Here is a 24,606-nt window from a genome sequence, read left to right as displayed (position 1 = left end):
AGAGCATCCTTCGGAAAAAAAGGTGATGCTATCATGTTGGAGCCGTTTAATCGACTATTTCAGTGCAGAGCTTATCCGACGGGATTGGGATTGTCTCTGGAATTGGGTTGCTGTGATAATTCTGCCCAGTGTTTTTCCTGTTTTTGCTTGGTTTCAATGATTCTGCTGATAAGATTGTGCTCAGGAATACAGCGTTGCTTTTCCTGGTTAATTTTGATTATTTCCTGTTGTAGCTGGACAAGACGGGCAGTATTTGCAGGCGTTAATTGGCTAGAGCCCTTTCTAATCCTCCTGATTTCTTCTTCAGCAGAGTCCAGCCTGTTTTCCAGATTCAGGAAGTGACTGCCCAGAGTAATGTTGAGTTTGATTAAATTATTTAATTCCCAGCCGGACAGTACAACTCCAATTTCATGAAGCGTTCCCCATGTAAAAATCGGCATAATCCTTCTCTTTAAAGCATATAACAAAGTGTACAACAGTTTGTCAGTTAGCTTTGAAAATGTCGCCATAAGAAATGAAAAAAAAGAGTAAAATTGAGATCACAGACCTGGTTCGGCCTCTGAGCTGCTGACGTTCGAATTCCCTGGGCATCAACTACACAAATGCATGCGAATTAAAAGCTATCGAATCCCCACGTACAATTGACCGTCCGATCCCCGCGTACAGTTGACCGTCCGATCCCCGCGGTCAGTTGACCGTCCGAATCCCCGCGTACAGTTGACCGTCCGAATCCGCGGTCAGTTGACCGTTCGAATCCCCGCGGCTGCGACCGCGGGGCCCACACGAAGCCAATTTAATGTTAGGAACTCTTATATATAACTACCTGTTAAATCTTATTTTTTGGCAACATTGAAACTTGTCTGGCGACCATGCTACTCCAACAGGCATGGGCCCCGCGGTCAGTGCCGCGGGGATTCGGTGGTCGCTGCCGCGGGGATTCGGTGGTCAGTTCCGCGGGGATTCGGTGGTTTGCGCTGCGGATGGCGGGCAGTCATTGCAGGGATTCAGAAGAGTATAAATCACCAATAAGCATTCAGCGCAACCACTACTGAGTGAAACTGAGACGTATCGCGGCCAGTGAGAGTGTACCAATAGCCGCCGATAACCCCTACATTGGAATTGAAATTATATTCAATGGCAGGTGCCAGTGTTATGCTATCGACAGTACCATGCCCTACGCTTACCAGCTGGCCTTTGCTATCTGTGCCGGGAAAGCCTTTAAATACAGCTGGTGTGCGATTGGCAATAAAACCTTCCATTACGGCTACCCAATTTTGGGTTACATTAAACTCACCAGCCAGGTCAGCGCTGATTTGGTTTCCTGGATCAACTTCGCCAAAGGTATTGGCAGCTCCGCCATAACTGTTAATTCCATGCACCTGGACATCTCCGCTATACACATAGCTGAGACTGAGGCGGGTACGCAACCAATGGTTTTCAAAGACCGGCAGCAAGTGTTGGAAATTTAGTGCTAAAGCAGTCTGATAGCTTCCGCTACCCGTTGCATCTACACCATTATTTACCGGATCAAGATCCTCAAAATTGCCTGTCGGGATAATTTCGCCCACTGTAACCCTCAAATCGGGAATCCATCTGGAATCTTTTTGCTCAAGTAACTGGTATCCCAGAGTAACCCCTGTATCTGAAATTTTACGGGACGATTTTCCCTGATTGCGGTTATAGGCATAGGGTACGCTGAACTGAATATCCAGGGAATCAGTCAAGCCATGGCTAAATATAGGGTTGAAAACGGTGCTCCGGTTAGCAGGCGTATGGACAAATTTCCAGTGTTGATCAAATGTGCCATCATTTTCAGTAAAAAAACCATACAATTCAAGATTTGTATGACCGCGAGGAATTGTGTGGCCAGCGGGGGCAAGTAATGGGCCAGTCCACCAGGGACCTGCATTGGCTGAACCGCTTAATAACAAAAATGCACAAGCGCCTAGAGCACTCGAAAAGACTGGTCGCATAATTCATACCTCAAATATTCTTGCAGCATTCAGATAGTCTGGTGTAGATTAGCTCACTTTGAAATTCAGGGGAATAGTTTATGAGACCCTCAGTGCATTTAATTGAATCTAAACAGGCCAGTGTGCTCAGGGGGCATCCATGGATTTTCCCCAAGGCGATTGCGAAAACTAAGGGTAGGCTAATTACTGGTGAATTAGTCGATGTAGTTTCACATGAGGGTGAAACAATCTGTACTGGGGTATTTAATGAGCACTCCTTATACCGGGTCAGGGTTTTGGCATACCGCGGAGAATTTGATGATGAAAAGCTTTGCTTTGCCGATATTATCAAACGCCGTTTACAGCAGGCCTGGCAGGTCAGAAATGCGCTTAATTTGCCTAATGCAAGCACAAATGCTTTCCGTTTATGTAATAGTGAGGGGGATGGGCTGTCAGGTTTAACCATTGATTATTTCAATGCTGTTTGTGTGGTATCCAGTTCTGCTTACTGGGTAGAAAAAAACAGGGAATTGATTACAGAATGCATCGAAGAGTTTACTCAGTGCCAGTCTCTCATCTGGCTGTCTCAGGCCAAACCTTTGGCACAGGATGGCTGGCAGGAAATTGAAAGCAGCAATATAGCTTTACAGACAGAAGTCCTTGAGGCAGGGGTACAATTCGCAGTTGATTTTACGCAAACGCAAAAAACCGGATTATTCCTCGACCAGCGTGAAAATCATCAACGCGTTGCTGCCTTGGCGAAGGGTAAGCGGGTACTTGATCTCTATACCTACACCGGAGGTTTCGCCCTGCATGCAGCCAAAGCTGGCGCGAGCCATGTAACAGCAATCGATAGTTCAAAAGCGGCTATTCAACAGGCTTCAGCCAATGCCAGACTGAACCAGCTGGATATAATCGAATTCATTGAGGATGATGCCAGGAACTACCTCACTAACGCGGGTGACTATGATATTGTCGTCCTGGATCCGCCCAAATTGATTCCATCCAGACAAAATTTACAACGTGCAAAAAATTATTACCGGTTCTTGCATCGAGAGGTTTTTAAGGCTATGCGATCAGGCAGTTTACTGATGACTTGTAATTGCTCTTCAGCGATTTCAGCCCAGGAATTTGCCGCCTTAGTGGCCGCTCAGGCTTCTGCAGTCGGTAAGCAGGCAAGGGTGCTGGGTGTTTATGGACCCGCGTCCTGCCATCCGGTTCTGCCTGCCTTTCCTGAAGGAAATTATTTAACGGCTATATTGCTGGCGGTTCTTTAGTCGAAGGGCTATAGAGCTTTTATCTCAATCCGTTCGGCCTGAGGCGCTGCTTTAGCGGCGTCTCGAGGCCTCGCTCGGTGCCAAGCCTTCGAAACGGAGCTTTGCTCTTCCTCAGGTCGAACGGTGCTAACCAGGTTTACTCAGGAACGCAGGAAGGGTTGCAGTTGTTAGGGTTAATGCTTGCTGCGTCACAGGCATTTTTGGCCAGGGACTCTGCCTGAGCCTGCGTAGGTGCAAAATAAGACCAGTGCTGGCCGCGTAAGTTGCTGACGACACAATGCCAGCGACCTGCAGGCACACCGTTGTCATAGCAGCTTGGCTGGCAGTTAGCAGGATTAATACTGTTGGCATCACAGACCGACTGAGCCATACTCTGGGCCGCTATTTGAGTGGGGCCAGAAAATGTCCAGTGTTCACCGCGTTTGTTTGCAACATTGCAAACCCAATTGGCATTGGCGCTTAGGCTGGTCAGGGAAAGGGCGATAACGCCGGCAATCAGTTTAACTTTCATTGTTTCTTCCTTTTTTTATACTTTTTCAAGAACGATTCGTTTTGCTTTTTTATCCGAGATCTGGATTAGACAGAAACCGATAATCCCCAAGCACAAGGTAAATGGAATTACGGTAATACCGTATAAAAATGCCTGGGGAACCTTGGTACCGCCAAAGGCATTAATAACTAACCCAATCGTTGTATGGAAAGCATAACCAAAACTCATGATAATCATATTGGCTACAGCAGTTGTCAAGCCTGCTACTTGATCCGGAACATAGGTTGATGCTTTATAAATGGCAAGAATCTGATACGCGCAGCATATTCCTACCACAACAAACACAATTGCCATACTGTCAATGCTTAGCATTCTGCTGACTAAGGCAATAAAGCTCAAAGCCATTACAATACCTGCGCTGATAATCACCGTCAGGTATTTGCCTTTTCGCTCAGCAATAAAGCTTAAAGTAGGGCCGCCGAAACACATGCCAACAAATATCATGGATGGTAAATAGCTGGCGGCGACTGTGTTAAAGCCATAAACCTCCCTGAGAAAACCGGAGCCCCAAACATCCGTAAAGCCTTCCAGTGGTCCTACCATTAAGCCAGCCGACAAGCACAGAAGCAGTACCTTGCGGTTTGTAAAAACACTCTTCACGTCGTCGGCAATACTGCCAAAATGTGAGGTTTCCATCTCGGGAACAATTAAATACGTTAAAAGAGCGAGCAGCAAACCAAAGTAGATGAAAATTTGTACTACTGCCTGGTAACCCAGAGTAGATGATAGATAGCTTAATGGTCCTCCGCCATAAATGGCTCCCAATAGGCCGATGGTTACTGAAAAACTCAGCATTCTGGTGAAGCGCTGTTCGCTAAAGCTCATTCGGATAATCTTGAAGGTGCCGAGAATGGCCGCTGAGGAACCCATACCGATTAGTGCTCGCCCCAGGATGGGATATACCCAATATTTAGCGAAAAGAATAGGAAGTAAGCCAACCACTGTCATTAAAATACAGCCAGTCATCACCTTACGAGGGCCGAAACGATCCAGCATAATACCGATAGGCAAGTGCATTAGTGAATAACCAATGTAATAAACACCTGAGAACTGGCCAAAAACCGCAGCATCGATATGGAATTGTTGGATAATATCATTGAGCATGACGTTTGGCATGACTCTTAAGATGTATTGATAGGCATAAAAAATTGAACTGATAATCCAGATTGTCCAGGCTATAACACGCGAAGCAGGCATATAAATCTCACTAATTAATTCTATTCTGACGGCTATTTTTTTGTATAAAGATGCTTAGTTTATCCGCCTCAGCGGAGAATGGCAGTGCCGGAAATGAGGAATCGAAGACTGAAATAAGCTTGAACTGACATATCAGGATCTCTATTGGCTAAGCTAAAAATCACAACTCACTATAATGTCTTTATTTAAAGAAATCAATTAGAAAAATTGCTACACCAGGGTTCTTAGCAAGGCAATCATATCGGGTAACCAAAAGCTGACCAGGATCCCTGCAATCAGACCAAACAAATGGCCCTCCCAGGACACTCCTTTTTTGCCCGGAAAAACACCCAGAAATATACCCGCAAAGTAATACAGGCTAATTACGCCGAGAATAATGGCAGTCAATCCCCCTTGTTCCGCTATATTGCTTACCAGAAGACTCCAGTATCCGGTAATGACTGCACTGGCACCGATGTGCAGTCCAGGTTTAGCGAAACACCAGATCAAAAAACCGCTGATAAGCGTTATTGCCATGCTTACGATTAGAAAATAGTCCAGGCCATTGATTAACAGGAAACTACTTAAGACAACTAAAGGAATCGAATTGAAAAAAAGATGATTAAAATTTGCATGTAAAAAGGGAGCGCATACTATGCCAGGAAGCCCGATAATTTTCCGAGGAAAAATTCCCAGATAAAACAAGCGCTTTCCCAGTAAGATATTGACAAGAAAAACTGACCATAAAATAGCCAATATCACAAGGAGTATATTCAGATTCGCCTGTGTCTGGCTAATAATAAGTACAAGACTCTGAGTTAATTTATCAAGCATTTTGACTTCCCGGGAACTTAAATCGTTTAGTCTGAATGATGCTTATTTACAATGCGGCAATCCAGTTCGCCCTCATTTAAACGGATATTAACCGTATCACCAATATTGACTTGCTGACTATTATAAATAATCTCACTATTACTTGTGGCAATCGAATAGCCGCGTCTTAAAGTAGCCAAAGGACTAATCATATCCAATTTGGTAATTTTGGCAATAAATCCCTGCCTTGCATTTTCAAGGGCATGCTTGATTTTTTCATTCAGCTGCAGTTCAAGTGCCATTAATTTTCCACTTGATTGGCTAACCTGCATAATCGGATTAACCAATTTCAGGTTATTTTCTAACATATCAAGACGATGTATTTTTTTACCCAGATAATATGCAAATGAATTGGAAAGTTGTTTTTCTGTAAAATCAAGTGCCTGCCAATGGCTTAGAATGAGCCGTTTGGGTGATGCCAGCGTCGAAATCTGATGAGACAGCCGTAAAGTCTTTTGTTCCAGAAGTTTTCGCATGGATTGATTAAGATGGCGATGTAGCATTTGTAAAGAAGAGAGCAATTCATTTCGATCAGGCGTCACCGCTTCGGCAGCGGCAGTAGGTGTTGCGGCTCGCAAATCAGCGACGAAGTCAGCGATTGTAAAATCTGTTTCGTGCCCCACCCCTGAAACGACGGGTATGGAACTGGATCGGATCGTATGGGCTAATTCCTCATCATTGAATGCCCACAAGTCCTCAATACTGCCGCCCCCTCTGGCTAGAATAAGTACATCGGCTCTTTTTTGGAGATTTGCCTGTTGGATTGCATTCACAATTTGTCTGGCCGCTGTTTTTCCCTGTACCTCTGTGGGATAAATCAAAACAGATGCAGAGGGATACCTTCGGGAAAGAGTGCTTAATATATCACGTAATGCTGCCCCCGTTGGCGAGGTTACTACACCAATGACTTGGGGATATCGAGGAAGGATTCGCTTTAAGCTGCTTTCGAAGAGCCCAAGCGCCGCCAATTTGGACTTCAACCGCTCGAATTGCTGATAAAGCTCACCAATACCTGCATCGCTCAGATCCTGGACGATAAGCTGGTAGTCACCCCTGGCCTCATAAAGGCTTAACCGCCCATAGGCAATTACCTGTTGCCCGTCTTTAAACTGATTAGTGTATCGATTATGGGCGTTTCGGAAATACACGCAGCGAACCTGGGCTGTCTCATCTTTAAGTGTAAAATAAAGATGGCCTGAGGAGGGTTTGGAGAGATTCGACAGTTCACCCATGACCCTAACGTCCGCAAGATCCTGTTCCATCCAGAGACGCACCTGCTTGTTCAATTGAGAAACGCTAATCGTTGTAACTTCATTTCTCATATTGCCTGATTTAAGTTCAATTTCTAATAGGTTCATGCATTTTCCGGAAAATTGTTAAGAAAATCAATTGATGTTGCCTGCGCTTTGATTTACCTTATTTTGTTTGAGACACGCCCATTGGATGGTAGGGATATGAGATTATACCTTGCATTAGCCGCATTCTGTATCACAATACCCGTAAGAGCAGACACACTCAATGATGCTGTACAGCATGGAATGATTTCAAACCCCGATGTTTTATATAATACCGCAAAAAGCTTGTCTGCGCGCCAGGGAATCGATAAGGCGAAGGGGGCTTATTACCCAACAGTAGACTTAAATGCCGGTTTTGGCAGGGAGTGGAGTGAAAATCCCACCACGCAGGCAATTGACGGGCCGGGTGCGCGAACCCTAAACCGTACCGAATCCTATATCGAGATGAAGCAGAACCTTTTTGCCGGCGGGGGCATTGTCAATGAAGTAAAACGTAATGAGAATTTATTCCAGGCTCAGAAGCTTAAGACTCAAGGGGTTGCTGAAGATTTAGCCCTTGATGTGGTTAATCGCTACCTCCAGGTGTTGCTCCACGAAAAGCTGTTAGGATATGCGCGAACCAATCTGAGGGCGCATCGTTCAGTCTTTGGGATGATCAAGGAGCGAAGTGACGCAGGGCTCTCGCGCGAAGCAGAGCTGGATCAAGCCGCAGCGAGGCTTGCTCTGGCAGAGGCAAATGTCATTAGCGCAGAAGCGAATCTCCGCGAAGTCAAGATTAACTATGCGAAAGTGGTAGGAAAATGGCCTGAAAACCTGCTTTATCCCAGAGTACCAAAAAATAGCGACTTGCCGCCGACCCTTGCGAAAGCCATTGAGCAGGGACTCGAAAACCATCCCACTGTCCGTTCAAGTTATGCGGATGTGAAAGAAGCTAAATCCCAGTATGAAGTAGCGCGCGCTGCTTATTATCCACGGGTTGACTTTGTATTGAGCGCTTCTAAAAACCGCAATCTTGACGGGTTGATTGGCCCTAATAATGATCGCGTGGCTGCAATACGAATGAATTATAATCTTTTTCGTGGTGGATCTGATGAAGCCAATGTACGCCTGACTGCCTATGAAATTCAGGAAGCTTATGAGATAAAGAACAAGGCCTTGATTGATTTAAGGGAGTCGGTGCGATTGTCCTGGAATGCCTGGCTGGCTTCAGGTCTTCGTCTTAATCCCCTCCGAAAGCATGTGGTTGCTTCCCGCCGTACGCGCAGTGCGTATCAGGAGCAGTTCAAGGTCGGTAAAAGAACCTTGCTTGATTTGCTGGATTCGCAGAATGAATTTTATGAAGCGGAAATCGAGTATGCGCGGGGACAGAATGAAGAAGCCTATTCCCGCTACCGCATCCTCAATGGAATGGGGCTGCTGCTTTGCTATCTGAAAATGCGATTACCGCAGAATGTTATCAATAATGATGTCTTTAGTTCCGCCCAAACGCATATCCTGCTGGATCAGTCAATGGATGGGGTTCCTTATCCTGATACCAGTGAAAAAGCATTAGCGCTGGCTCAGCCAGTTAAAAATATGGAAACTACTCCATTAACTCCGGCGATTGCCCATAAAAATACGGCGAAACCTACACCTGCTAAAAGACCCATATGGTATGTATCAGCCGGCAAATTTACGAGTCAGGCGAATGCTGTGGCTCTACATAACAGGCTCAAAAGCCAGGGATTTAATGTTTTTATCATGCCGACTCCCACTGGACATTGTGTTCTCGTCGGCCCCTTCGAGTTTAAAGAGAATGCCGGTAATGCTATGGAAAGGCTGAAGGAAATCGCACATGTGCAGTGCAGGTTGGTCACGTTTAAGCAAGAACCTAAAGTCGGTTAGATTTCTAGCCGGCTTTTTTATGTTGTTTAGTCCAATCTGCGGGTGGGATGCCTCTCCTGTTGATAATAAGGGCCTGGTATCGGTTACGAGCATTGAAGAGCAGCTAAAAAAAACCAGCGGAATGGCTAAAAAACGATTTTTGGCTTGGGAAAAACTAATTGTCCAATACAGGAAATCTTCCACGCCCGAAAAACTGACTGTTACAAACGATTTTTTTAATCAGTTTACTTATATCAATGACGATTCGTTTAAGGGGGCGACGGATTATTGGAAAACCCCCCAGGAGTTTGTTAACGATGGGGGCGGTGACTGTGAAGACTTTTCAATTGCTAAATATTTTACACTTCTGGCAATGGATGTTCCAATTGAGGCTTTGCGTATCACCTATGTAAAATCTATTCCCCTTAACCAGGCGCATATGGTTTTAACCTATTATCCCAGCCCTGAAGCCGAACCACTGGTTCTTGACAATTTAAACGCGAAAATTCTTCCTGCCTCTACAAGAAAAGACTTAATTCCCGTGTACAGTTTTAATGGTGAAGGATTATGGCTCGCCAAGCAGCGAGGCCATGACAATCCGGTGGGCGATTCCAGCAGGCTTGGCAAATGGCGCTCCGTTTTGCAACGAATGATAAAAGGTAACCAGCAATGACCCTGACAAAAAAAGTGGTTTCTGGCGTATTGGCGCTTTTAATTGTAGTTTTCATCGTGACTTATCTCATAACAATCAATAACAGCAGGCAGTTTTTTATTGAGCAGATGAACAGTAATGCTCAAGACACAGCGACTTCCCTGGGTTTGTCTTTAAGTAATGCCTTGCTTGAGAAAGATAAGGCGTTAATGCTGCCAATGGTGGAAGCTGTTTTTGATCGCGGGTACTTTTCAATGATTGAGGTGCGCGACATGCGCGGAAAATTATTGATATCCCGTTATGCTCCCAAGCGGAAAAGCATTGCACCTGAATGGTTTATTGAGTACACGCAATGGCCCTCCTCAGTCCAATCTTCATTAGTCATGAACGCTTGGAACCAGGTGGGCGAAGTGCTGGTTACCAGTGACAGCACTTATGCCTCGGATGCCTTGTGGAGTAATGCACTTGGATTGGTTTATTTGTATTTGTTGTTTGCCGTCATTGCGCTTCTGGTGACTATTTTTTTCCTAAGATGGCTCATGCGGCCTTTAAAGCGTGTTACCAGACAGGCAGAGGCAATTTGCCAGAGAGAGTTTCCTGTGGAAACGACTATCCCCAAAACAGCCGAATTAAAGCAACTAACCCTGGCGATGAATCAAATGGTTAATCATATCAGAAAGCTATTTCAGGAGCAGATGCAGCAGATGGAAGTGTTGCGTCATCAGGCTTTTCAGGATGAGTTGACCAATCTGGGAAACTATCGTTACTTTCATCAGCAGTTGTCAACTTTATTGTCGCATGAGGAGGAGTTTACACCCGGTTTCATCATTCTGGTTAGCATTGAAGGACTTGAACAGATTAATCAAAAACAAGGCATACAGTATGGCGATCAGCTGCTTTTGTCGGTGGCTAAATCTTGTTCTAATTTTTGGGGCAGTAAATCACATACAATTCTGGCAAGAGTCAGCGGCAGCAATTTCGCGCTGATTATAAAAGAAACCTCCCTTGATGCCTTTTTAAATCAATGTGAGGAATTTAATGGCGGTTTACAACAGGCTTTGAAAGCTTATCCTGATTGCCAGATTTTATTGGCTGCCAATGGGTATCACCTGCATCAAACAGTGGAAGCTTTGTTGGAAGAGACTGACTTAATTCTGATGCAGGCACGGGAAAAGCCGAATCATTTCGCCTACAGTGCTGCAATTAAGGCAAATGAAATTATTTTGCTTGAAAAAGAGGCCCTTACCACCGCCCTTAATAATGGGGATTTCAGCTTATATTTTCAACCAATAACCGATGGCGAAATGATTTTTCATAATGAGTTATTTTTGCGCATAAAAATTAAGGGTATTGAGATAAGGGGGGGATGCTTTTTGCCGGTAGCGGAAAAGTCCGGGCTTGCAGCGGAAATTGACCAGAATGTTTTAAAAACCGTTATTAAGGACGAACTGCTCAGGAGTAAACCCCTTGCATTAAATCTGACCAAATACACTATAACTGATAAGCTGGAGAGCAAGCGATATCTTGAGATGTTGGAGTCCATACCCGCATCGGATAGAAAGAATCTGTATCTGGAGTTCAATGAAACAGTGGTACTCAATCATTTTGCGGAAGTGATTCATTTCGCAAAAGCAGTCCAAAAACTGGAAATTGGCCTAGGGATTGATAAGGTTGGAATCCATTTCTCCCCCATGCATTACCTCAATCAACTGCCCGTAGACTATTTGAAATTACATGGCAGCTTACTGCATGATATTGATGAAAACCAAAACAGGCAGTTTTTTATTTATTATTTTAATGAAATGGCAAAAACTTTAAACATCCAGGTTGTTGCTACCCAGATTGAAACTGATACACAGTGGGAGACACTCAAGTCACTTAAACTACGCTGGGGGCAGGGGCGTTTTCTGGGCGATTTGGAAAAACTGTAATTGCTAAGGATCTTTGCCCGGGATAGCTTGGGCTCCGCGGTCACGCCATAGCTATCTACACAAATGTCTTCCTCGTCCGAATCCCCGCGGCATCGACACTGAATCCCCGCGGCATCGACACTGAATCCCCGCGGCTTTGACCGCGGGGCCCATTCACTTAATCAACCAGCGCAAAATGCCAGGACATTGCACGGGACAATCCTTCCAGCATTAGTTCTCCGCGAATGCTGTTACCTTTCGAATTAACTAGCGGACTAAGTACTACAATTCCTGCTTTCCCGGGTAGCGAGGCAATTGTATATCCCGAAACACCACTTTTCGCAGGAATTCCCGTTCTTACCATATGCGTTCCTGTTTCATCATATAAGCCACAGGTAGCCATGATAGCCAGGGTGATTTTGCAGGTTTCGGCGGAGATAATCTGTTGGCCCGTGATTGGATCGCGTCCGCCATTGGCGAGAAGAGTTGGAAGATATAACATTTGATCCAGTAAGGCTTCATAAGAACATAGTGCGAAATATAAATCGAGTGTTTCGCCAACATCAGAACCCAGATTATTTCGGCTTTTCAATAAAAAAGCCAGGGAGCGATTGCGATTGCCCGTTCGTTTTTCAGAGGCGAAGACCAGAGGGTTAATGGTTAGCCTTTGATTAAACAGCACTTGCACCCAATGCTCGAGCCATGCAAATTGCTGCTCACCGATTCCTGGAATGTGTGAGCAAAGGGTGATTGCACCCGCGTTAAGCATCGGATTCGAGGGTTTAGGACCGAATTGCTCCAATCGGGTGATCGATGCAAAATCATCGCCTGAGGGCTCTACTTTAACCCAGTCGAATAATTGTTCAGCACCAAACTCTTCCAGAAGGCCAATCAAGGGAATTAATTTTGCGGTGCTTTGCAAAGTCACTGGTGTCAGCGGTCTATTACTGTAAGAACAAGGATCTCCGTGGAGAGGATATACGGCTATGGCCGTCAAATCTTTATCCATATTTGCCAATTCAGGTATGTAGTTGGCTGTGTGTCCTTCCTGATTTAATTCTGCCTCATGCACTAGTCCTTTAAGCATATCGATGGTAATTGTTGTGTTTTTAGTCATGGTGCTTTTTTCAAAACGTTCATTATGCTAAATTTAGCACAGCAAAACAAACAGTATCTTTTCACAAGCCCAAAAAGTACTATTTGTCTAAACCAATTATTCTGTACGATGCTTACCAGCTTCCCGATAAGTTAACTTGGAAAGCATTCCTTTATTTTGATCAATGAAACGATACACGCCAGTCGGATTGTACTTTGCATAATCGCGTAATGACCATCCAATCGCCTTTTGAATAAAGAAATTAGTATCAGCTGCATTTTGCAAGGCAAAGGAGTAAAGCAGATCTGTATCGGTCTTATCTTTCCAACCTAGCTGGTGCAGCAGGGCTATTCGGCGTATCCAGAGATTCTCGTCCAGAATTGCTTTCTCTACCAGATGAAGATAATCCGGTTTCTGTGATTGCCTGAATATTTTATTGGAGATAGATGCCAAACCGTCGACACTATCCCACCAGGATTTTTTTAAGGCTAAATCCAGTAAAAAGGGCAGATGAGCCAGATTCAGGCGTTTGATATTTTTCTGCATCAAATCAATCGCTATATATTGAAACTCCCGCTGCGGCAAATCCCAGAGCGCGTCAACCACAGTGAATATCTTCTCAAGGGGCTCGGTAATACTGGATTTTATAAATGTTGAGGCCAGTTGACGGCGGAAAGGCGCTGTCAGACCAATGAATGGGAACTGATTCAACATATAGGCTGACATTTTCTCGGCTGCCTGTGCCGAAGAATTCTGCAGGAAATCTGTCTTGAGCGTTGCAAAAGCTGTTTCCACCTTATTCTCCAGGTACCTGTTCGACAAAAAAATTCTCAGGCTCAGAGCCAAAATACGTGACTGTACGCGCGTATGGGTCTACTCTGTAAGCAATAACCCCTGATTGGCCCATCTCATTCAGCCATTCCGCATAAGAGCTCATTCCTTGCTGATGTTTGAGAAGTGCTATCCTGGCACCCTGCAAGGAGTAGTTTCCTGAAATGTCAATCTGAAACTCAGGATGGTTTTCCTCAACCTGGGTGTTATCGATTAGCTGGAACACTATCTTAAATTCCTGGTCCCAACTGACGTGATATTGAACCACCCCGGCATCGCGCAATTTACTAAGCGTGTAGGGGAAGGGCCATTGTTCTTCCTGGGCTTGTTGAACCAGCTTTAATACAAAATGCATTTTGTTTCCTATTCTCTTGATTTAGCGAATTCACTTGGAGCAAAGCCATTGTAGGAGCCCGCGGCGCGCTCTTACCGATTCCCCGCGGCGCCGCGCTTACCGACTCGCCGCGGCTGCGACCGCGGAGCCCATACTAAGCCTATTTAGAATATAAGTCTAGCTAATTAACTGCCTTTTCAATCGCTACTTTCGACAACATTGAAAAATTCATCTAAGGCGCCCATAGCTATCCACACATGTGCATGAGAATTAAAAGCTATCGAATCCCCGCGGCTTTGACCGCGGGGCCTACACGAAGCCAATTTAATGTTAAGAACGCATGTTTTATGACTATCTGTTAAATCCTATTTTTGGGCAACATTGAAACTTGTCTGAGCACCACATACTTCAACAGGCATGGGCCCCGCGGTCAAAGCCGCGGGGATTCGAGTGCATTTGTGTATACCTATGGGCCGGCGCCGCGGGGATTCGAGTGCATTTGTGTATACCTATGGGCCGGTGCCGTGCGGATTCGACTTAAACAAATACTTGCTACAAACAATCCTCTACAAAATGAACTTCCCTGGTTTGTCCGGCATACATGCGCACTACCTTTTGTCCGTCTGTTTCAAAACGGATAGCAAAGGGTTCTTTATGCTTGATAAAAGTTAAATAATGTCCTTTATTGTCATAGCGGTGTGGTTCTGTGATTAATTTGTTTTTGTATAAAGACATCACATTATTTTCAGTATCGCCGATACCAGCACCCTTATTGGTTTTAATGGTTCCGCCGTTGATATTGATGCGGACAATTTTTTGTTTGGAAATCATAAATGAAATGTCCTCAAGTCCCTGAAGGCTGGTATTAAAGCAAGTCTCGTCCTCCCCTACATCCTCCTCGGGTTTTGAATTAAGAAATGCTTTATGAGTGGCCTGTTCTGCTTCAGTCAAAGTCATACCGATCTTGATAGGGCCAAGGCTTTGCGGAGTCAGTATCCACTTGGGAGATTCTTTTTCATTCTCTGAAAATGCCGTGTCAAACACAAAAAGCGAACAAATAACATAGAGGATAAGCATTCTTCCGTGAATCATTTTTTTATTCATAATTCCTCCGTCTCAACAAGTTTTATACCGCAACACTTTTGAGAACTACTAATCTTTTTCTTTAATTTTAGTTAATTTTTATGAAAATTGGCTATAGTAAGGTCAACTGATTAAGTTATGTGCTGCTGCATCCGAATGAGGAGAAAGGCGATGGCGACAATGAAAGAGCACCATTTTTCAGGGTTTACGGCAGATGGATTCCATCAGGTCTATTATACCGAGTGGGGAACAGCCAATTCATTATTTCCCCCTATTATTTGCATCCATGGTTTGGCCAGAAACCGCCGTGATTTTACCGCGCTGGCTAATTTTTTAAGCGAACATAATCGCCATGTGTTTTCAATTGACATTCCCGGGAGAGGTGATAGCAGTTGGTTTAAAAATCCCAAGCATTATAATTTTGTACAATACATGAACGATGTAAATACGCTGATTGCGCGTATCGATTGTGAAAAAGTGGATCTTATCGGAACCTCAATGGGAGGGCTTATCGGAATGATGATGGCCGCTTTACCCCAAACGCCCATTAACCGTCTAATTATGAATGATGTAGGCCCACAGGTACCGGTCAAGGCATTATGGCGTCTTTCCAAATACATCGGCAAAAATCCGGTTTTTAATGGACCTGGCGATGCGAAAGCTTATTTTAAAACCATTTACGCTGATTTTGGCATTGAACGTGAAGAAGATTGGGATGATTTAACGGCGAGTAGTATTAAACAACGCGCCGATAGTCAGTATGTCATGAAAATGGATCCTGAAATAAAGAATGCCAAACATTTCACTGACTTTGTTAAAGAGTTTTTTCATCATCCACACAAGGCCCTGGAGGGGATTATTTTTGATGTGGATATGTGGACAGTCTGGGAAAAGGTTCGCTGTCCGGTGATGGTAATAAGAGGGCATCATTCTGATTTATTATTACCTGAGCACATTGCCAGAATGAAGCGCTACCATCAGGAGGTTATGTTAGTTACTGTGGAAAATGCAGGCCACGCGCCGGCTTTGATGAACCTGCGCGAGCAACAGATTATTCTGGATTGGTTGGGGTATCGTTTGGCCTGAACGTTTTAACACAAATCATTCACTAATTGCCAAAATAAGTATTATAAAGATTCAAATAGGCATTGTCTTTTTCCATTCCCTGCAGCAATGCATTGATCCGTTGAATGAGTGCAGCATTGGAAGGAAGAGCCATAATGGCATATCCCTCCCCAAGCGGGATAACCTTACCAAAGGTTTGGAACTGTCCGCCCCCATTTTGCTCCCAGTAAAGGGCTGTAGAGTGATGCAGAAAGGCGGCCTTAATATTATTATTGCTTAACGCTGTGATAACATCTTCAATATCATCGAATGTTTGAACCTGAAAATAATCCTCAAAATTGTTTTCCAGATAATCATAGAAGACACCGCCTTTAGGATCCCCTTTAATCACTCCAATAGTGGCTCCTTTCAGATCTTCTATGCTGTTAACCTTGGCGCCTTTTAATATTAAAAACTGCCCTCTACTGAGCATATAGGGAAGGCTAAAAATATAATCGTTCTTTCTTTGGGGGGAAATAGCAATCCCGCCAATGGCAAGATCTATCTGCCCTTTATCCAGGGAAGTATACAGTTTATTGAAATCCATAGGTATTATCTGGCACTTTTCCTTCAAGCCCTGACATAGGGATTGCATAAGTTGGATGTCAAACCCCTCGTTTAGGGATAATACAAAAGGGGGGTAGAAAAAAACGGTACCTACTTTGATAACGGCCTGCGCAGGAATACTAAAGCAAAAAAACAGGATAATTAACAAGTTGCGTAGACTGGGGATGTTCATAATCAGCTTCCTTATCAGGGAGTCTTATTCCATTTTGATATAAGCTTAGACGATGACGGGAAGAATTTCTTTAAAGTGTCTGAGAAGTCGTCAGGAACGACTGTCTCCGTGAATAAGAACAGTCCGGTGATAGAGCTCCGATCTGGATTACTTCGCCTTTGCGAACAAAGTAAAGCAATCCAAAACAGTGCCCGGCTAGAACTCCGATTTGAGTTCCTTTGCCCTGGGCTTGCAATGGCGAATTAACTCAAGAGCTCTCTCCAACCCTGTGGGAATCCCGCTCACCAAAGATAGCAGAAGGGTGGGTGTAATACTTGAATTCGAGCAGGTTATTGCTGGGATCTTTTAGGAAAAATGAAAAGTGCTCGATTTTAGTGCCGGTAAAACGTGTTTTAAGCGGGATTTCGAAGGGCAGTTTTTTTTGCAAAAGTTTATCCATAAAATGATCAAATTCTTCCCGTTGCAAAAAAACCAATCCAAAATGCCTTGGATAAATACCTTGCTGCTCAGGCAAAATTTCATCGACTTTATGAGCGACAATTTGATGAGAAGCGAAGTTAAAAATTAGCGCATGTTCCGATTCCCGCCCTTGTTCGAATTCAAGTATCTCCTGATAAAACCACTTGGTTTGCTCAAAATCATGTACCGGAAAGGCCAGATGGAAAAGCGTTTTCATAGGTTTCTCGATAGCTTACTGTAATTTAATGATAATCAAAAAAAATGGTTCTGATAAGACAAAGCATCTTAAGCTCAGAGAAAATGTCAAAAAAATATAATCAGTGATTGAAAACTATAATATTATGTTAATGTTTGTGCACTATACTAGAGATAAATAGATGTTTGAGTGAACGAATATGCCCTCTGGTAAATCTGCAAAGCATAACAAGCCTAATCAGAAAAAGTCGAAAAAAAATGACAAAGCTAAAGCTGTTATTGTTCCCGTAACAACCCAGTTATTATTGAATAAGTATGGCAATAGTATTGATAGAAATGCCGGTACCGTCGAAAGGCTTGCTGCTCAACTGTCGAAAACAGAACGAACTGCATCAATTATTGCTGCTTGTCGTGCACATGAAAAAGAGCCTTGGGTTATAGTAGGTGCGTTGGAAAAACTCGGAACAGACTGGCTTATGAAGTCATTTCCAGGCAAGGAAGGTGAGCTTGAACTACAGAAGTTGAAGAACCTGGGTGGCGATACCGTAGGCCGCTATATAAGCCTTATAGTCCTGGCTCAGCCAAAGAGCTGGATTGATTTTACTGATCAGGATTATATAGATGTTGCCGAGGTATGGAGTGATCCGGAGAAAGGCTTGAATGACGATGAGCTTTATTATTTTGTATCCAACTTAAGCTATTTTGATTATGCACGGCTGTGTACTGTGAGCCCAATGTTCCAGGCGAGTTCGATGGCCGTTATGGCTAGGTACAATGAGCCAGAAGCAGTTAAGTTGCGTAATCATTTTGACTTTAGTAATGGCTATCCCGTTTTAGGAAAAGCACCTGACAAACGAAATGTGTTTGGCAGGTTTACTGATATGCTTGCGCTTAACCACGCCTGGTTTAACCAGGGAGTTAATTTTATCCAGAATTCGGAAGGATTATGTAACGATGGGGGAGAGTGTTTCGGTATTACCGGAATGTGGTTAACCAGCGATAAGTTCCACAAAAATTTTCGCGATGAATTGGCCAGAGAGTCTGAATATGTCGATAAACCAATGGTCAGGCAAATTCTTGCTTTACAAAGAAATGCTGTGTTGCAGGCTGAGGCTGTTGGACGTCCTAAGGAAGCATTTAATGGTAATGAGCAGGGTCTGACTGAAAAAATTATCAAAGACATTATCAAGAATCCCGAAAAAGACCGTATGCAATTCGTTACGATGACCCCAGGTGAAGCAACCGGTCATACAATGGGGATGCGTATCAAACATAAGGATGACGGCCAGATTGTATTGAAATATTACGATACTAATTATGGAAAGCGCCAATTCGCTTTTGATAGTACTTCTGAGAAGGGGTTGAAGCAGGGAACACTTTTTCTGAGTCTTTGTTTAATGCAATCCAATGCGAATCAGCTTTCTTATGATCTGACCACGCGAAAGGAGCTGGAGAAACGCTACAAACCCCAACTGGTGCATCAGCTGGATCAAAAAGAGGCCTTGAAACAGTTAAGGGAGGAGGCTGTCAAAAACCAGCCGCCCACACCACCGGAGCCACAAAAGAAAACATCTGGCGAGCAGAAAAAGACACCGCAGGAAACGGCTCCTGACAAAAAAGCTGAACCCAAACCAGTGCCAAAGTACGATTCTGCTGTCTGGAAGCAGTCTGTTCAGGCGCCTAGTAGAGATGGAAGGCTTAATGAAATCCGAAACAGCGAGGATTTTAAGAAGCTTGTTGCCCATGCTAAACAATTATCGAATGATGACCGGATACATGCACTACGGGTTGATAAAAAAGACGCGATTAAAGATTTGGTTGATGAATTGCAGACTGCAAAAGATCTGGCATCATTCCAGAATATTTTAGGCCAGCTGAATAAGAATCAGGATTACGTAAAAAATACGATGAAAAATGATGACAGCATGATTAGCCGCTATGAACTTCTGAATACCGGACAGGGGCTTTTTACCCGCGCGTTTGCATGGGCTGGTGTTAAAACCACAACAGCCAAGTTAATCGATAAGGTGACTGAGATGGCGGAAAAAATCGAAAAGAATCAGCCCGAAATTAGTCAAAATAGCGGCCCGGGCTAGCCTGAGCTAATTATCCAAACCATCTTGTAAATGCCTACGTACCGCGCTTTATGCGGTATGCAGTTTTTTTCACACATAAGGAAATTCATTTTTCAGAATATCTTTCACTCCTGCCAGATACTCCTTTCCTTTAATAATCAGCAAAATTGTATCATCCCCGGCAATAGTGCCCAAAATCCCGGAGGATGAATTTTCCTGCGAGCTAAATGCCACATACTTTCGATCCAGATAATAGGCAAGACTGCTGGCATTTCCTGGATGGGTGTGAAGAACGATCAAACCGTATTCAGACAGTTGTATATTGGTGACAATTGGCAAGCCCAGAGGTTGTAGTGATTCAATAATTTGATAGCGGCCTGCCACTTTGGCAATTTTAAGTTTCTTGAGGCGTCTTGAAAGGGTTGCCTGAGGGATATCAAATCCTTTTTTTTTCAAACTTTTCTGTAGATCAGATTGTTCTGCAACTGGCTGGTTCCGAACAATATTTATTATGAGATGATCCACCTGCCCATTATAAGTCATACAATACCTTTTGAATTTATAGTCATGATTTATGAAAGTATATCCATTTGTGCTTGACAAATAAACAGTTAATCCGGTAAATTACAAAAATGGATAAATTGTGAATATATAATCATTATGAAGTATCTACTACCCCTAAGCCTTATTGCAGGCTCCCTTCTTTTAACCGCCTGTAAACAGGAGGATAATAATGAGATTCATTTCGCGACTTCCGCTGATTATCCTCCTTTTGAATTTGTCAGTAACAATCATTTAACAGGCTTTGACGTGGAACTCGCTCATCTGATTGCGAAAGAGTTGGGCAAAAAAGCGGTTATCGATAATATGCAATTCAGTACGGTACTGCCTGCTCTAACTACAGGACAAGACGAGGCAGCCATATCGACACTAACCATCACTAAAGCGCGTCAGAAAAATTTTGATTTCAGCAATCCCTATTATTTTGAGGGAATGGCGGCTGTTTATAAAATTAGTCAACCCGTTACTAGCACTGACCAGCTAAAGGATAAAAGAATTGCGGTCCAGTTAGGCAGTGTGATGGATATTTGGGTGCACAAACAGTTTGCTTCGACACAAATAACGGCCTTTGATAATAATAACCAGGCAATTGAAGCATTAAAAGGTGATTACCTTGATGTTGTTGTTATGGATGCCGCGCAAGCCCTGGTTTTTAGCAAAAAAAATCCAGGCTTAGCATTTCATTTGTTGGGGAAATCCAGGCAAGGATATGCAGTTGCTTTGCCTAAAGGCTCCCCTTTAACCGCTCAAATCAACGACGCTCTGGAACAATTAAAGAAAAAAGGGGAAATTGCCAGATTGCAGGCTAAGTGGCTGGAGAGTCAACAATGACAGAAATCAACCACACAATACTTTTAATTGGCCAGGGGGCAGCCTTGACATTAAAGCTGTTGGCAGGGGGAGCTGGTATTGGATTTTTACTAGGTATGGTATGGGCTGTTGGCCGTCATCAATCAATCCTTTCTTACTTTGTGAAAGGTTTTATTTCTATTTTTCGCGGCACCCCCTTAATTTTGCAGTTGAGCCTAATCTATTTTGCAGCGCCAGGTGTGACTGGCTTGCATCCAAGTATTTTAACGGCAGGCATTATTGCCTTTGGTTTAAATAGCTCTGCCTATTTTGCCGAACTATTCCGGGCTGGAATCGAAAGCCTGCCTAAAGGGCAGTTCGAGGCGGCAAAAACCTTGGGGATCAAAGGGTTTTACTTATGGAAGGATATTATTTTTCCGCAGGTTCTGCGCAATACCTTACCCGCTATTATGAACGAAATGATTGCATTATTAAAAGAAACAGCCCTGATATCGACGATTGGCGGAATGGATATTATGCGCAGTTCCCAGACCGTAGCAGCGGAACAGTTCACCTATTTCATTCCCTTATGCATTGCGGGTGTTTATTACTATGGTTTAGTGCTGGTTATCGAGCTTGCCGGCGGCTGGCTGGAAAAAAGAGGTTATTATGCTGCACATTCATAAGCTTAAAAAGAGTTTCGGTTCCCTTCAGGTATTCAATGATCTAAGCTTTAGTGTTAAGCCCAATACCATTGTTGGTTTGGCCGGCGCTTCCGGCAGCGGTAAATCCACCTTGCTTCGCTGTATTCAGCAGTTGGAAAATCCCGATTCAGGTGCGATCACTGTCCATGGGAAAACAGGTTTCATGTTTCAGGATTTTCAGTTATTCCCACACATGACTGTTCTGGATAACCTGATCTATGCCCCTCGCCTGCATTACCCATCCGATAATCATACTGCCAAGGCTAAGGAGTTACTTGAAAGTTTAAGTCTCTCTGAAAAAATGAATATGTATCCATCACGGCTTTCGGGTGGCCAGCAGCAGCGCGTAGCCCTGGCAAGAACATTGATGATGCAGCCCGATTTGTTGCTATGCGATGAGCCTACATCCGGGTTGGATGTAGTCAATACCAGTGAGGTATCGGAATTATTAAATATTGTCAGGCAATTGAAGGTAAGTATGTTAATCGCATCACATGATCTGGATTTTTTAACCGGTATTGCCGACCGAATCATTCTTTTGAAAGCGGGGGAGTTGCTAGCAGATATTCAGCCTGCCACAATCAAAAATCCTGTTTTGTTTTTAAAGCAATTTTACTAGAGGAAAACCCATGGAACAGTGCGTACAAAAAATCGTTTTAGCCTACTCAGGCGGCCTTGATACATCAGTGATGATCCCCTGGTTAAAAGAACATTACAAAAATGCCGAAGTTATTGCCGTTATTTGTGACTTGGGCCAACAGGAAAATCTGACAGCGATTAAAGAAAAAGCGATCAGAAGCGGGGCCAGTAAAGCCTACCTGATTGATGTTCAGGAGGAGTTCATAACCAAGTATTTATGGAAGATGGTCCAGTGCGGAGCACTTTACGAGGATCAATATATTCTGGGTACCATTTCCCGGCCGCTAATCGCGAAAAAGCTTGTAGAAATCGCCTTGAAAGAGCAGGCAGACGCCGTTGCCCATGGCGCGACAGGGAAGGGAAATGACCAGGTTCGTTTTGAATTTACGTTTAAAGCATTGGCCCCTGAACTCAAAATTATAGCGCCATGGCGGCATTGGGAAATCAAATCAAGGCAAGAAGCCATAGAATATGCCAATCAACACGGAATTGAAGTGCCTGTAACTCCAAAAGCCCCATATTCCCGCGATCATAATGCCTGGTATCTTTCGCATGAAGGCGGGGTTCTTGAAGATCCTGCTGCGGGTATGCCGGATGATGTATTGCTAATGACGACTCCAATTGAACAAACACCTAATCAGCCGGAGTGGATTAGTCTTGATTTCGAAAAAGGGGTTCCGGTCAAATTGAATGGCGAGCGTTTAAAGCCAGTAGAGTTACTCGGGCAGTTAAATACAATAGCCGGTCTTCAGGGAATTGGAGTTGCCGATCTGGTTGAGAATCGGCTGGTAGGTATGAAGATTCGTGGAATATATGAGGCACCAGCGGCAGCAGTCTTGTATAAAGCGCATAAAATGCTGGAAAGTCTGTGTCTGGAGCGAACATGCCTGCATCTTAAGCAGTCCTTACAGCAGAGTTACGCCAATCTTATCTATGAAGGGCGCTGGTTTTCACAGACACGTGAAGCGCTGGACGCATTTATACAGGTTACTCAGGAACATATAACCGGTACAGTCAATCTGAAATTATATAAAGGTAATATTATACCCTGCGGCATGGAGTCCCCTTATAGTCTGCATCATCCTGGTCTGGCTACTTTTGAGGCGGATAGTATTTACAACCAGAAAGATGCAGAAGGTTTCATTAATTTGTTTTCTTTGTCTGCCAAGGTCTATGGGATGGTTCATCAGGGAGCTGGAAATGACGAGTAAAGTTTGGGGCGGACGGTTTAAAAAGCCTATTGATCCGCGGATTGCCCGATTTAATGCCTCTATCCGCTTTGATCAGGTTTTGTTCGAACAGGATATCATTGGCAGCCAGGCGCATGCATCCATGCTGGCCAGGCAAGGGCTTCTAAGTGAGGAAGAAGCCCTGCAAATTTGCAACGCCTTGGAGACCATTAAGCAGGAAATAAAGAAGGGCCTGCATCCTGTTGATGAAACATATGAGGATATTCATATGTTTATTGAGCATTTGCTCATTGAGAAAATCGGTGATACAGGAAAAAAATTACACACTGGTAGAAGCCGAAATGATCAGGTCGCTTTGGATTTGCGGATGTATGCACGTGACGCTGGTCAGCATATCAAATTACTTCTAGAGGAATTAATTAGCTGCCTCAAATCGCTGGCTGTAAAGCATGAGAGTGACTGGATGCCCGGCTATACGCATTTGCAGCAAGCCCAGCCTGTCAAGCTGGGGCAGTTTTTTTCAGCTTATCAGGGAATGTTTGAGCGTGATCAAAGCCGTTTGGCTAACTGGCGCTCGCGGATGAATTATTCCCCCCTGGGTGCAGGGGCGCTGGCAGGAAGCAGCCTTCCTCTGGATAGGGCCTGGACGGCAAGCCATTTGGGATTTGATGGAGTCATTGGCAACACTCTGGATGCCGTCAGTGATCGGGATTTCGTTATTGAACTCTGCAGCGTGGTCAGCATCTTAATGATGCATTTGTCGAGAATGTGCGAAGATTTAATTCTTTGGGCCACTCAGGAGTTTAATTTTGTATTCCTTGATGATGCGTTTGCGACTGGGTCATCACTCATGCCCAATAAGAAAAATCCTGATGTTCTTGAGTTGATTCGCGGTAAATCCGGGCGTGTATTTGGGCATTTGCTGGCTATGTTAAGCGTTATGAAGGGTTTACCGTTAAGTTACAATAAAGACATGCAGGAGGATAAAGAGGCTTTATTTGATACTTGCAATACAGTTATTGCCTGCCTGGATGTGATGAATCCTTTTCTGAAAAGTCTGCAGTTCAATATTAAACTGATGCAGGAAAAGGCGCATTCAGGCTATCTTGATGCCACAGCAGTTCTGGAAACCCTGGTGATGCAGGGCATACCTTTTCGTGAAGCACACCACCAGGTGGGAATCTGGGTTGCCGAGGCGATCGATAGAGGCTGTTCGTTAGCTGAGATCATTAAAATTACTCAAAAAAAGAAATAAGCTA

At 44.0% G+C, this 24,606-nt stretch carries 24 protein-coding genes; 11 read left to right on the top strand and 13 right to left on the bottom strand.

Annotated features, from left to right (window positions below; translation table 11 throughout):
• Window positions 1–71: 71 nt before the first annotated feature.
• Both DYH42_RS08160 and DYH42_RS08155 read right to left on the bottom strand, forming a co-directional pair.
• Window positions 72–440 (bottom strand): hypothetical protein, encoded by a 369-nt coding sequence (locus tag DYH42_RS08160; RefSeq protein WP_058522667.1) that lies wholly within the window; start codon window positions 438–440, stop codon window positions 72–74.
• A gap of 579 nt (window positions 441–1,019) precedes the next feature.
• The gene (locus DYH42_RS08155) at window positions 1,020–1,973 is read right to left on the bottom strand and encodes a hypothetical protein (protein ID WP_058522668.1); all 954 of its coding nucleotides are present in this window, start codon (window positions 1,971–1,973) and stop codon (window positions 1,020–1,022) included.
• Between the two features lie 80 nt (window positions 1,974–2,053).
• On the opposite strand from DYH42_RS08155, the gene DYH42_RS08150 reads away from it, so the two are divergent.
• A complete protein-coding gene (locus DYH42_RS08150; RefSeq protein WP_058522669.1) occupies window positions 2,054–3,229 on the top strand; it encodes a class I SAM-dependent rRNA methyltransferase in 1,176 nt (391 codons plus the stop codon).
• 136 nt (window positions 3,230–3,365) lie between these two features.
• Here the strand turns inward: DYH42_RS08150 and DYH42_RS08145 are convergent, their stop codons facing one another.
• From DYH42_RS08145 to xseA, 4 genes are all read right to left on the bottom strand, one after another.
• Complete coding sequence (locus tag DYH42_RS08145; protein WP_058522670.1) at window positions 3,366–3,740, bottom strand: hypothetical protein; 375 nt, start codon at window positions 3,738–3,740, stop codon at window positions 3,366–3,368.
• A 15-nt stretch (window positions 3,741–3,755) separates the two neighbouring features.
• Entirely contained in the window at window positions 3,756–4,976 is a 1,221-nt protein-coding gene (locus tag DYH42_RS08140; RefSeq protein WP_058522671.1) for an MFS transporter, read from the bottom strand.
• A gap of 210 nt (window positions 4,977–5,186) precedes the next feature.
• On the bottom strand, window positions 5,187–5,789 hold the full coding sequence (locus DYH42_RS08135; protein WP_058522672.1) for a rhomboid family intramembrane serine protease: 603 nt from the start codon (window positions 5,787–5,789) through the stop codon (window positions 5,187–5,189).
• A 26-nt stretch (window positions 5,790–5,815) separates the two neighbouring features.
• Window positions 5,816–7,150 (bottom strand): exodeoxyribonuclease VII large subunit, encoded by a 1,335-nt coding sequence (xseA, locus tag DYH42_RS08130; RefSeq protein WP_058522736.1) that lies wholly within the window; start codon window positions 7,148–7,150, stop codon window positions 5,816–5,818.
• Window positions 7,151–7,282: 132 nt separating this feature from the next.
• Here xseA and DYH42_RS08125 point away from each other — a divergent pair, with 132 nt between their 5' ends.
• Genes DYH42_RS08125 through DYH42_RS08115 form a run of 3 tightly spaced genes read left to right on the top strand, consistent with a single transcriptional unit; the run spans window position 7,283 to window position 11,569 of the window.
• A complete protein-coding gene (locus DYH42_RS08125; RefSeq protein WP_058522673.1) occupies window positions 7,283–9,007 on the top strand; it encodes a TolC family outer membrane protein in 1,725 nt (574 codons plus the stop codon).
• Window positions 8,958–9,659: a transglutaminase-like cysteine peptidase gene (locus tag DYH42_RS08120; RefSeq protein WP_202814579.1), complete on the top strand. Its 702-nt coding sequence runs from the start codon at window positions 8,958–8,960 to the stop codon at window positions 9,657–9,659. The genes DYH42_RS08125 and DYH42_RS08120 overlap by 50 nt, the downstream gene beginning before the upstream one ends.
• Window positions 9,656–11,569, top strand: a complete 1,914-nt coding sequence (locus tag DYH42_RS08115; protein ID WP_058522675.1) for an EAL domain-containing protein — start codon at window positions 9,656–9,658, stop codon at window positions 11,567–11,569. Before DYH42_RS08120 ends, DYH42_RS08115 begins: the two co-directional genes overlap by 4 nt.
• Before the next feature lie 157 nt (window positions 11,570–11,726).
• Here DYH42_RS08115 and glsA read toward each other — a convergent pair whose 3' ends face one another.
• The 4 genes from glsA to DYH42_RS08095 form a co-directional block, all read right to left on the bottom strand.
• The gene (glsA, locus tag DYH42_RS08110) at window positions 11,727–12,665 is read right to left on the bottom strand and encodes a glutaminase A (RefSeq protein WP_058522676.1); all 939 of its coding nucleotides are present in this window, start codon (window positions 12,663–12,665) and stop codon (window positions 11,727–11,729) included.
• Window positions 12,666–12,761: 96 nt separating this feature from the next.
• Window positions 12,762–13,439 (bottom strand): DNA alkylation repair protein, encoded by a 678-nt coding sequence (locus DYH42_RS08105; protein WP_058522677.1) that lies wholly within the window; start codon window positions 13,437–13,439, stop codon window positions 12,762–12,764.
• Window position 13,440: 1 nt separating this feature from the next.
• The gene (locus DYH42_RS08100) at window positions 13,441–13,830 is read right to left on the bottom strand and encodes a DUF1398 family protein (RefSeq protein ID WP_058522678.1); all 390 of its coding nucleotides are present in this window, start codon (window positions 13,828–13,830) and stop codon (window positions 13,441–13,443) included.
• 531 nt (window positions 13,831–14,361) lie between these two features.
• Window positions 14,362–14,913, bottom strand: a complete 552-nt coding sequence (locus DYH42_RS08095; RefSeq protein ID WP_058522679.1) for a hypothetical protein — start codon at window positions 14,911–14,913, stop codon at window positions 14,362–14,364.
• Between the two features lie 150 nt (window positions 14,914–15,063).
• On the opposite strand from DYH42_RS08095, the gene DYH42_RS08090 reads away from it, so the two are divergent.
• The gene (locus DYH42_RS08090; RefSeq protein WP_237758960.1) at window positions 15,064–15,978 is read left to right on the top strand and encodes an alpha/beta fold hydrolase; all 915 of its coding nucleotides are present in this window, start codon (window positions 15,064–15,066) and stop codon (window positions 15,976–15,978) included.
• Window positions 15,979–16,000: 22 nt separating this feature from the next.
• Here the strand turns inward: DYH42_RS08090 and DYH42_RS08085 are convergent, their stop codons facing one another.
• Window positions 16,001–16,735, bottom strand: a complete 735-nt coding sequence (locus DYH42_RS08085) for a transporter substrate-binding domain-containing protein (RefSeq protein WP_058522680.1) — start codon at window positions 16,733–16,735, stop codon at window positions 16,001–16,003.
• 247 nt (window positions 16,736–16,982) lie between these two features.
• Entirely contained in the window at window positions 16,983–17,411 is a 429-nt protein-coding gene (locus DYH42_RS08080) for a VOC family protein (protein ID WP_058522681.1), read from the bottom strand.
• 178 nt (window positions 17,412–17,589) lie between these two features.
• On the opposite strand from DYH42_RS08080, the gene DYH42_RS08075 reads away from it, so the two are divergent.
• Window positions 17,590–19,485 carry a hypothetical protein gene (locus DYH42_RS08075; RefSeq protein WP_058522682.1) on the top strand — a complete coding sequence of 632 codons (1,896 nt, stop codon included), beginning with the start codon at window positions 17,590–17,592 and terminating at the stop codon, window positions 19,483–19,485.
• Between the two features lie 69 nt (window positions 19,486–19,554).
• Here DYH42_RS08075 and DYH42_RS08070 read toward each other — a convergent pair whose 3' ends face one another.
• Window positions 19,555–20,007, bottom strand: coding sequence for an arginine repressor (locus DYH42_RS08070; RefSeq protein ID WP_058522683.1), 453 nt, complete (start codon window positions 20,005–20,007; stop codon window positions 19,555–19,557).
• Between the two features lie 117 nt (window positions 20,008–20,124).
• Here DYH42_RS08070 and DYH42_RS08065 point away from each other — a divergent pair, with 117 nt between their 5' ends.
• The 5 genes from DYH42_RS08065 to argH are packed head-to-tail and all read left to right on the top strand — an operon-like array spanning window position 20,125 to window position 24,602.
• Window positions 20,125–20,856, top strand: coding sequence for a substrate-binding periplasmic protein (locus DYH42_RS08065; RefSeq protein WP_058522684.1), 732 nt, complete (start codon window positions 20,125–20,127; stop codon window positions 20,854–20,856).
• A complete protein-coding gene (locus tag DYH42_RS08060; RefSeq protein WP_058522685.1) occupies window positions 20,853–21,500 on the top strand; it encodes an amino acid ABC transporter permease in 648 nt (215 codons plus the stop codon). Before DYH42_RS08065 ends, DYH42_RS08060 begins: the two co-directional genes overlap by 4 nt.
• Window positions 21,484–22,137 (top strand): amino acid ABC transporter ATP-binding protein, encoded by a 654-nt coding sequence (locus tag DYH42_RS08055; RefSeq protein ID WP_058522686.1) that lies wholly within the window; start codon window positions 21,484–21,486, stop codon window positions 22,135–22,137. Before DYH42_RS08060 ends, DYH42_RS08055 begins: the two co-directional genes overlap by 17 nt.
• Window positions 22,138–22,147: 10 nt before the next feature.
• The gene (locus DYH42_RS08050) at window positions 22,148–23,368 is read left to right on the top strand and encodes an argininosuccinate synthase (protein ID WP_058522687.1); all 1,221 of its coding nucleotides are present in this window, start codon (window positions 22,148–22,150) and stop codon (window positions 23,366–23,368) included.
• Entirely contained in the window at window positions 23,358–24,602 is a 1,245-nt protein-coding gene (argH, locus tag DYH42_RS08045) for an argininosuccinate lyase (protein ID WP_058522688.1), read from the top strand. The genes DYH42_RS08050 and argH overlap by 11 nt, the downstream gene beginning before the upstream one ends.
• Window positions 24,603–24,606: the final 4 nt, after the last annotated feature.

The organism is Legionella birminghamensis (genome assembly GCF_900452515.1).
Lineage (GTDB): Bacteria > Pseudomonadota > Gammaproteobacteria > Legionellales > Legionellaceae > Legionella_C > Legionella_C birminghamensis.
The sequence above is the reverse complement of the archived record's forward strand: the minus strand, read 5'-3'. Positions and strand labels throughout refer to the sequence as shown.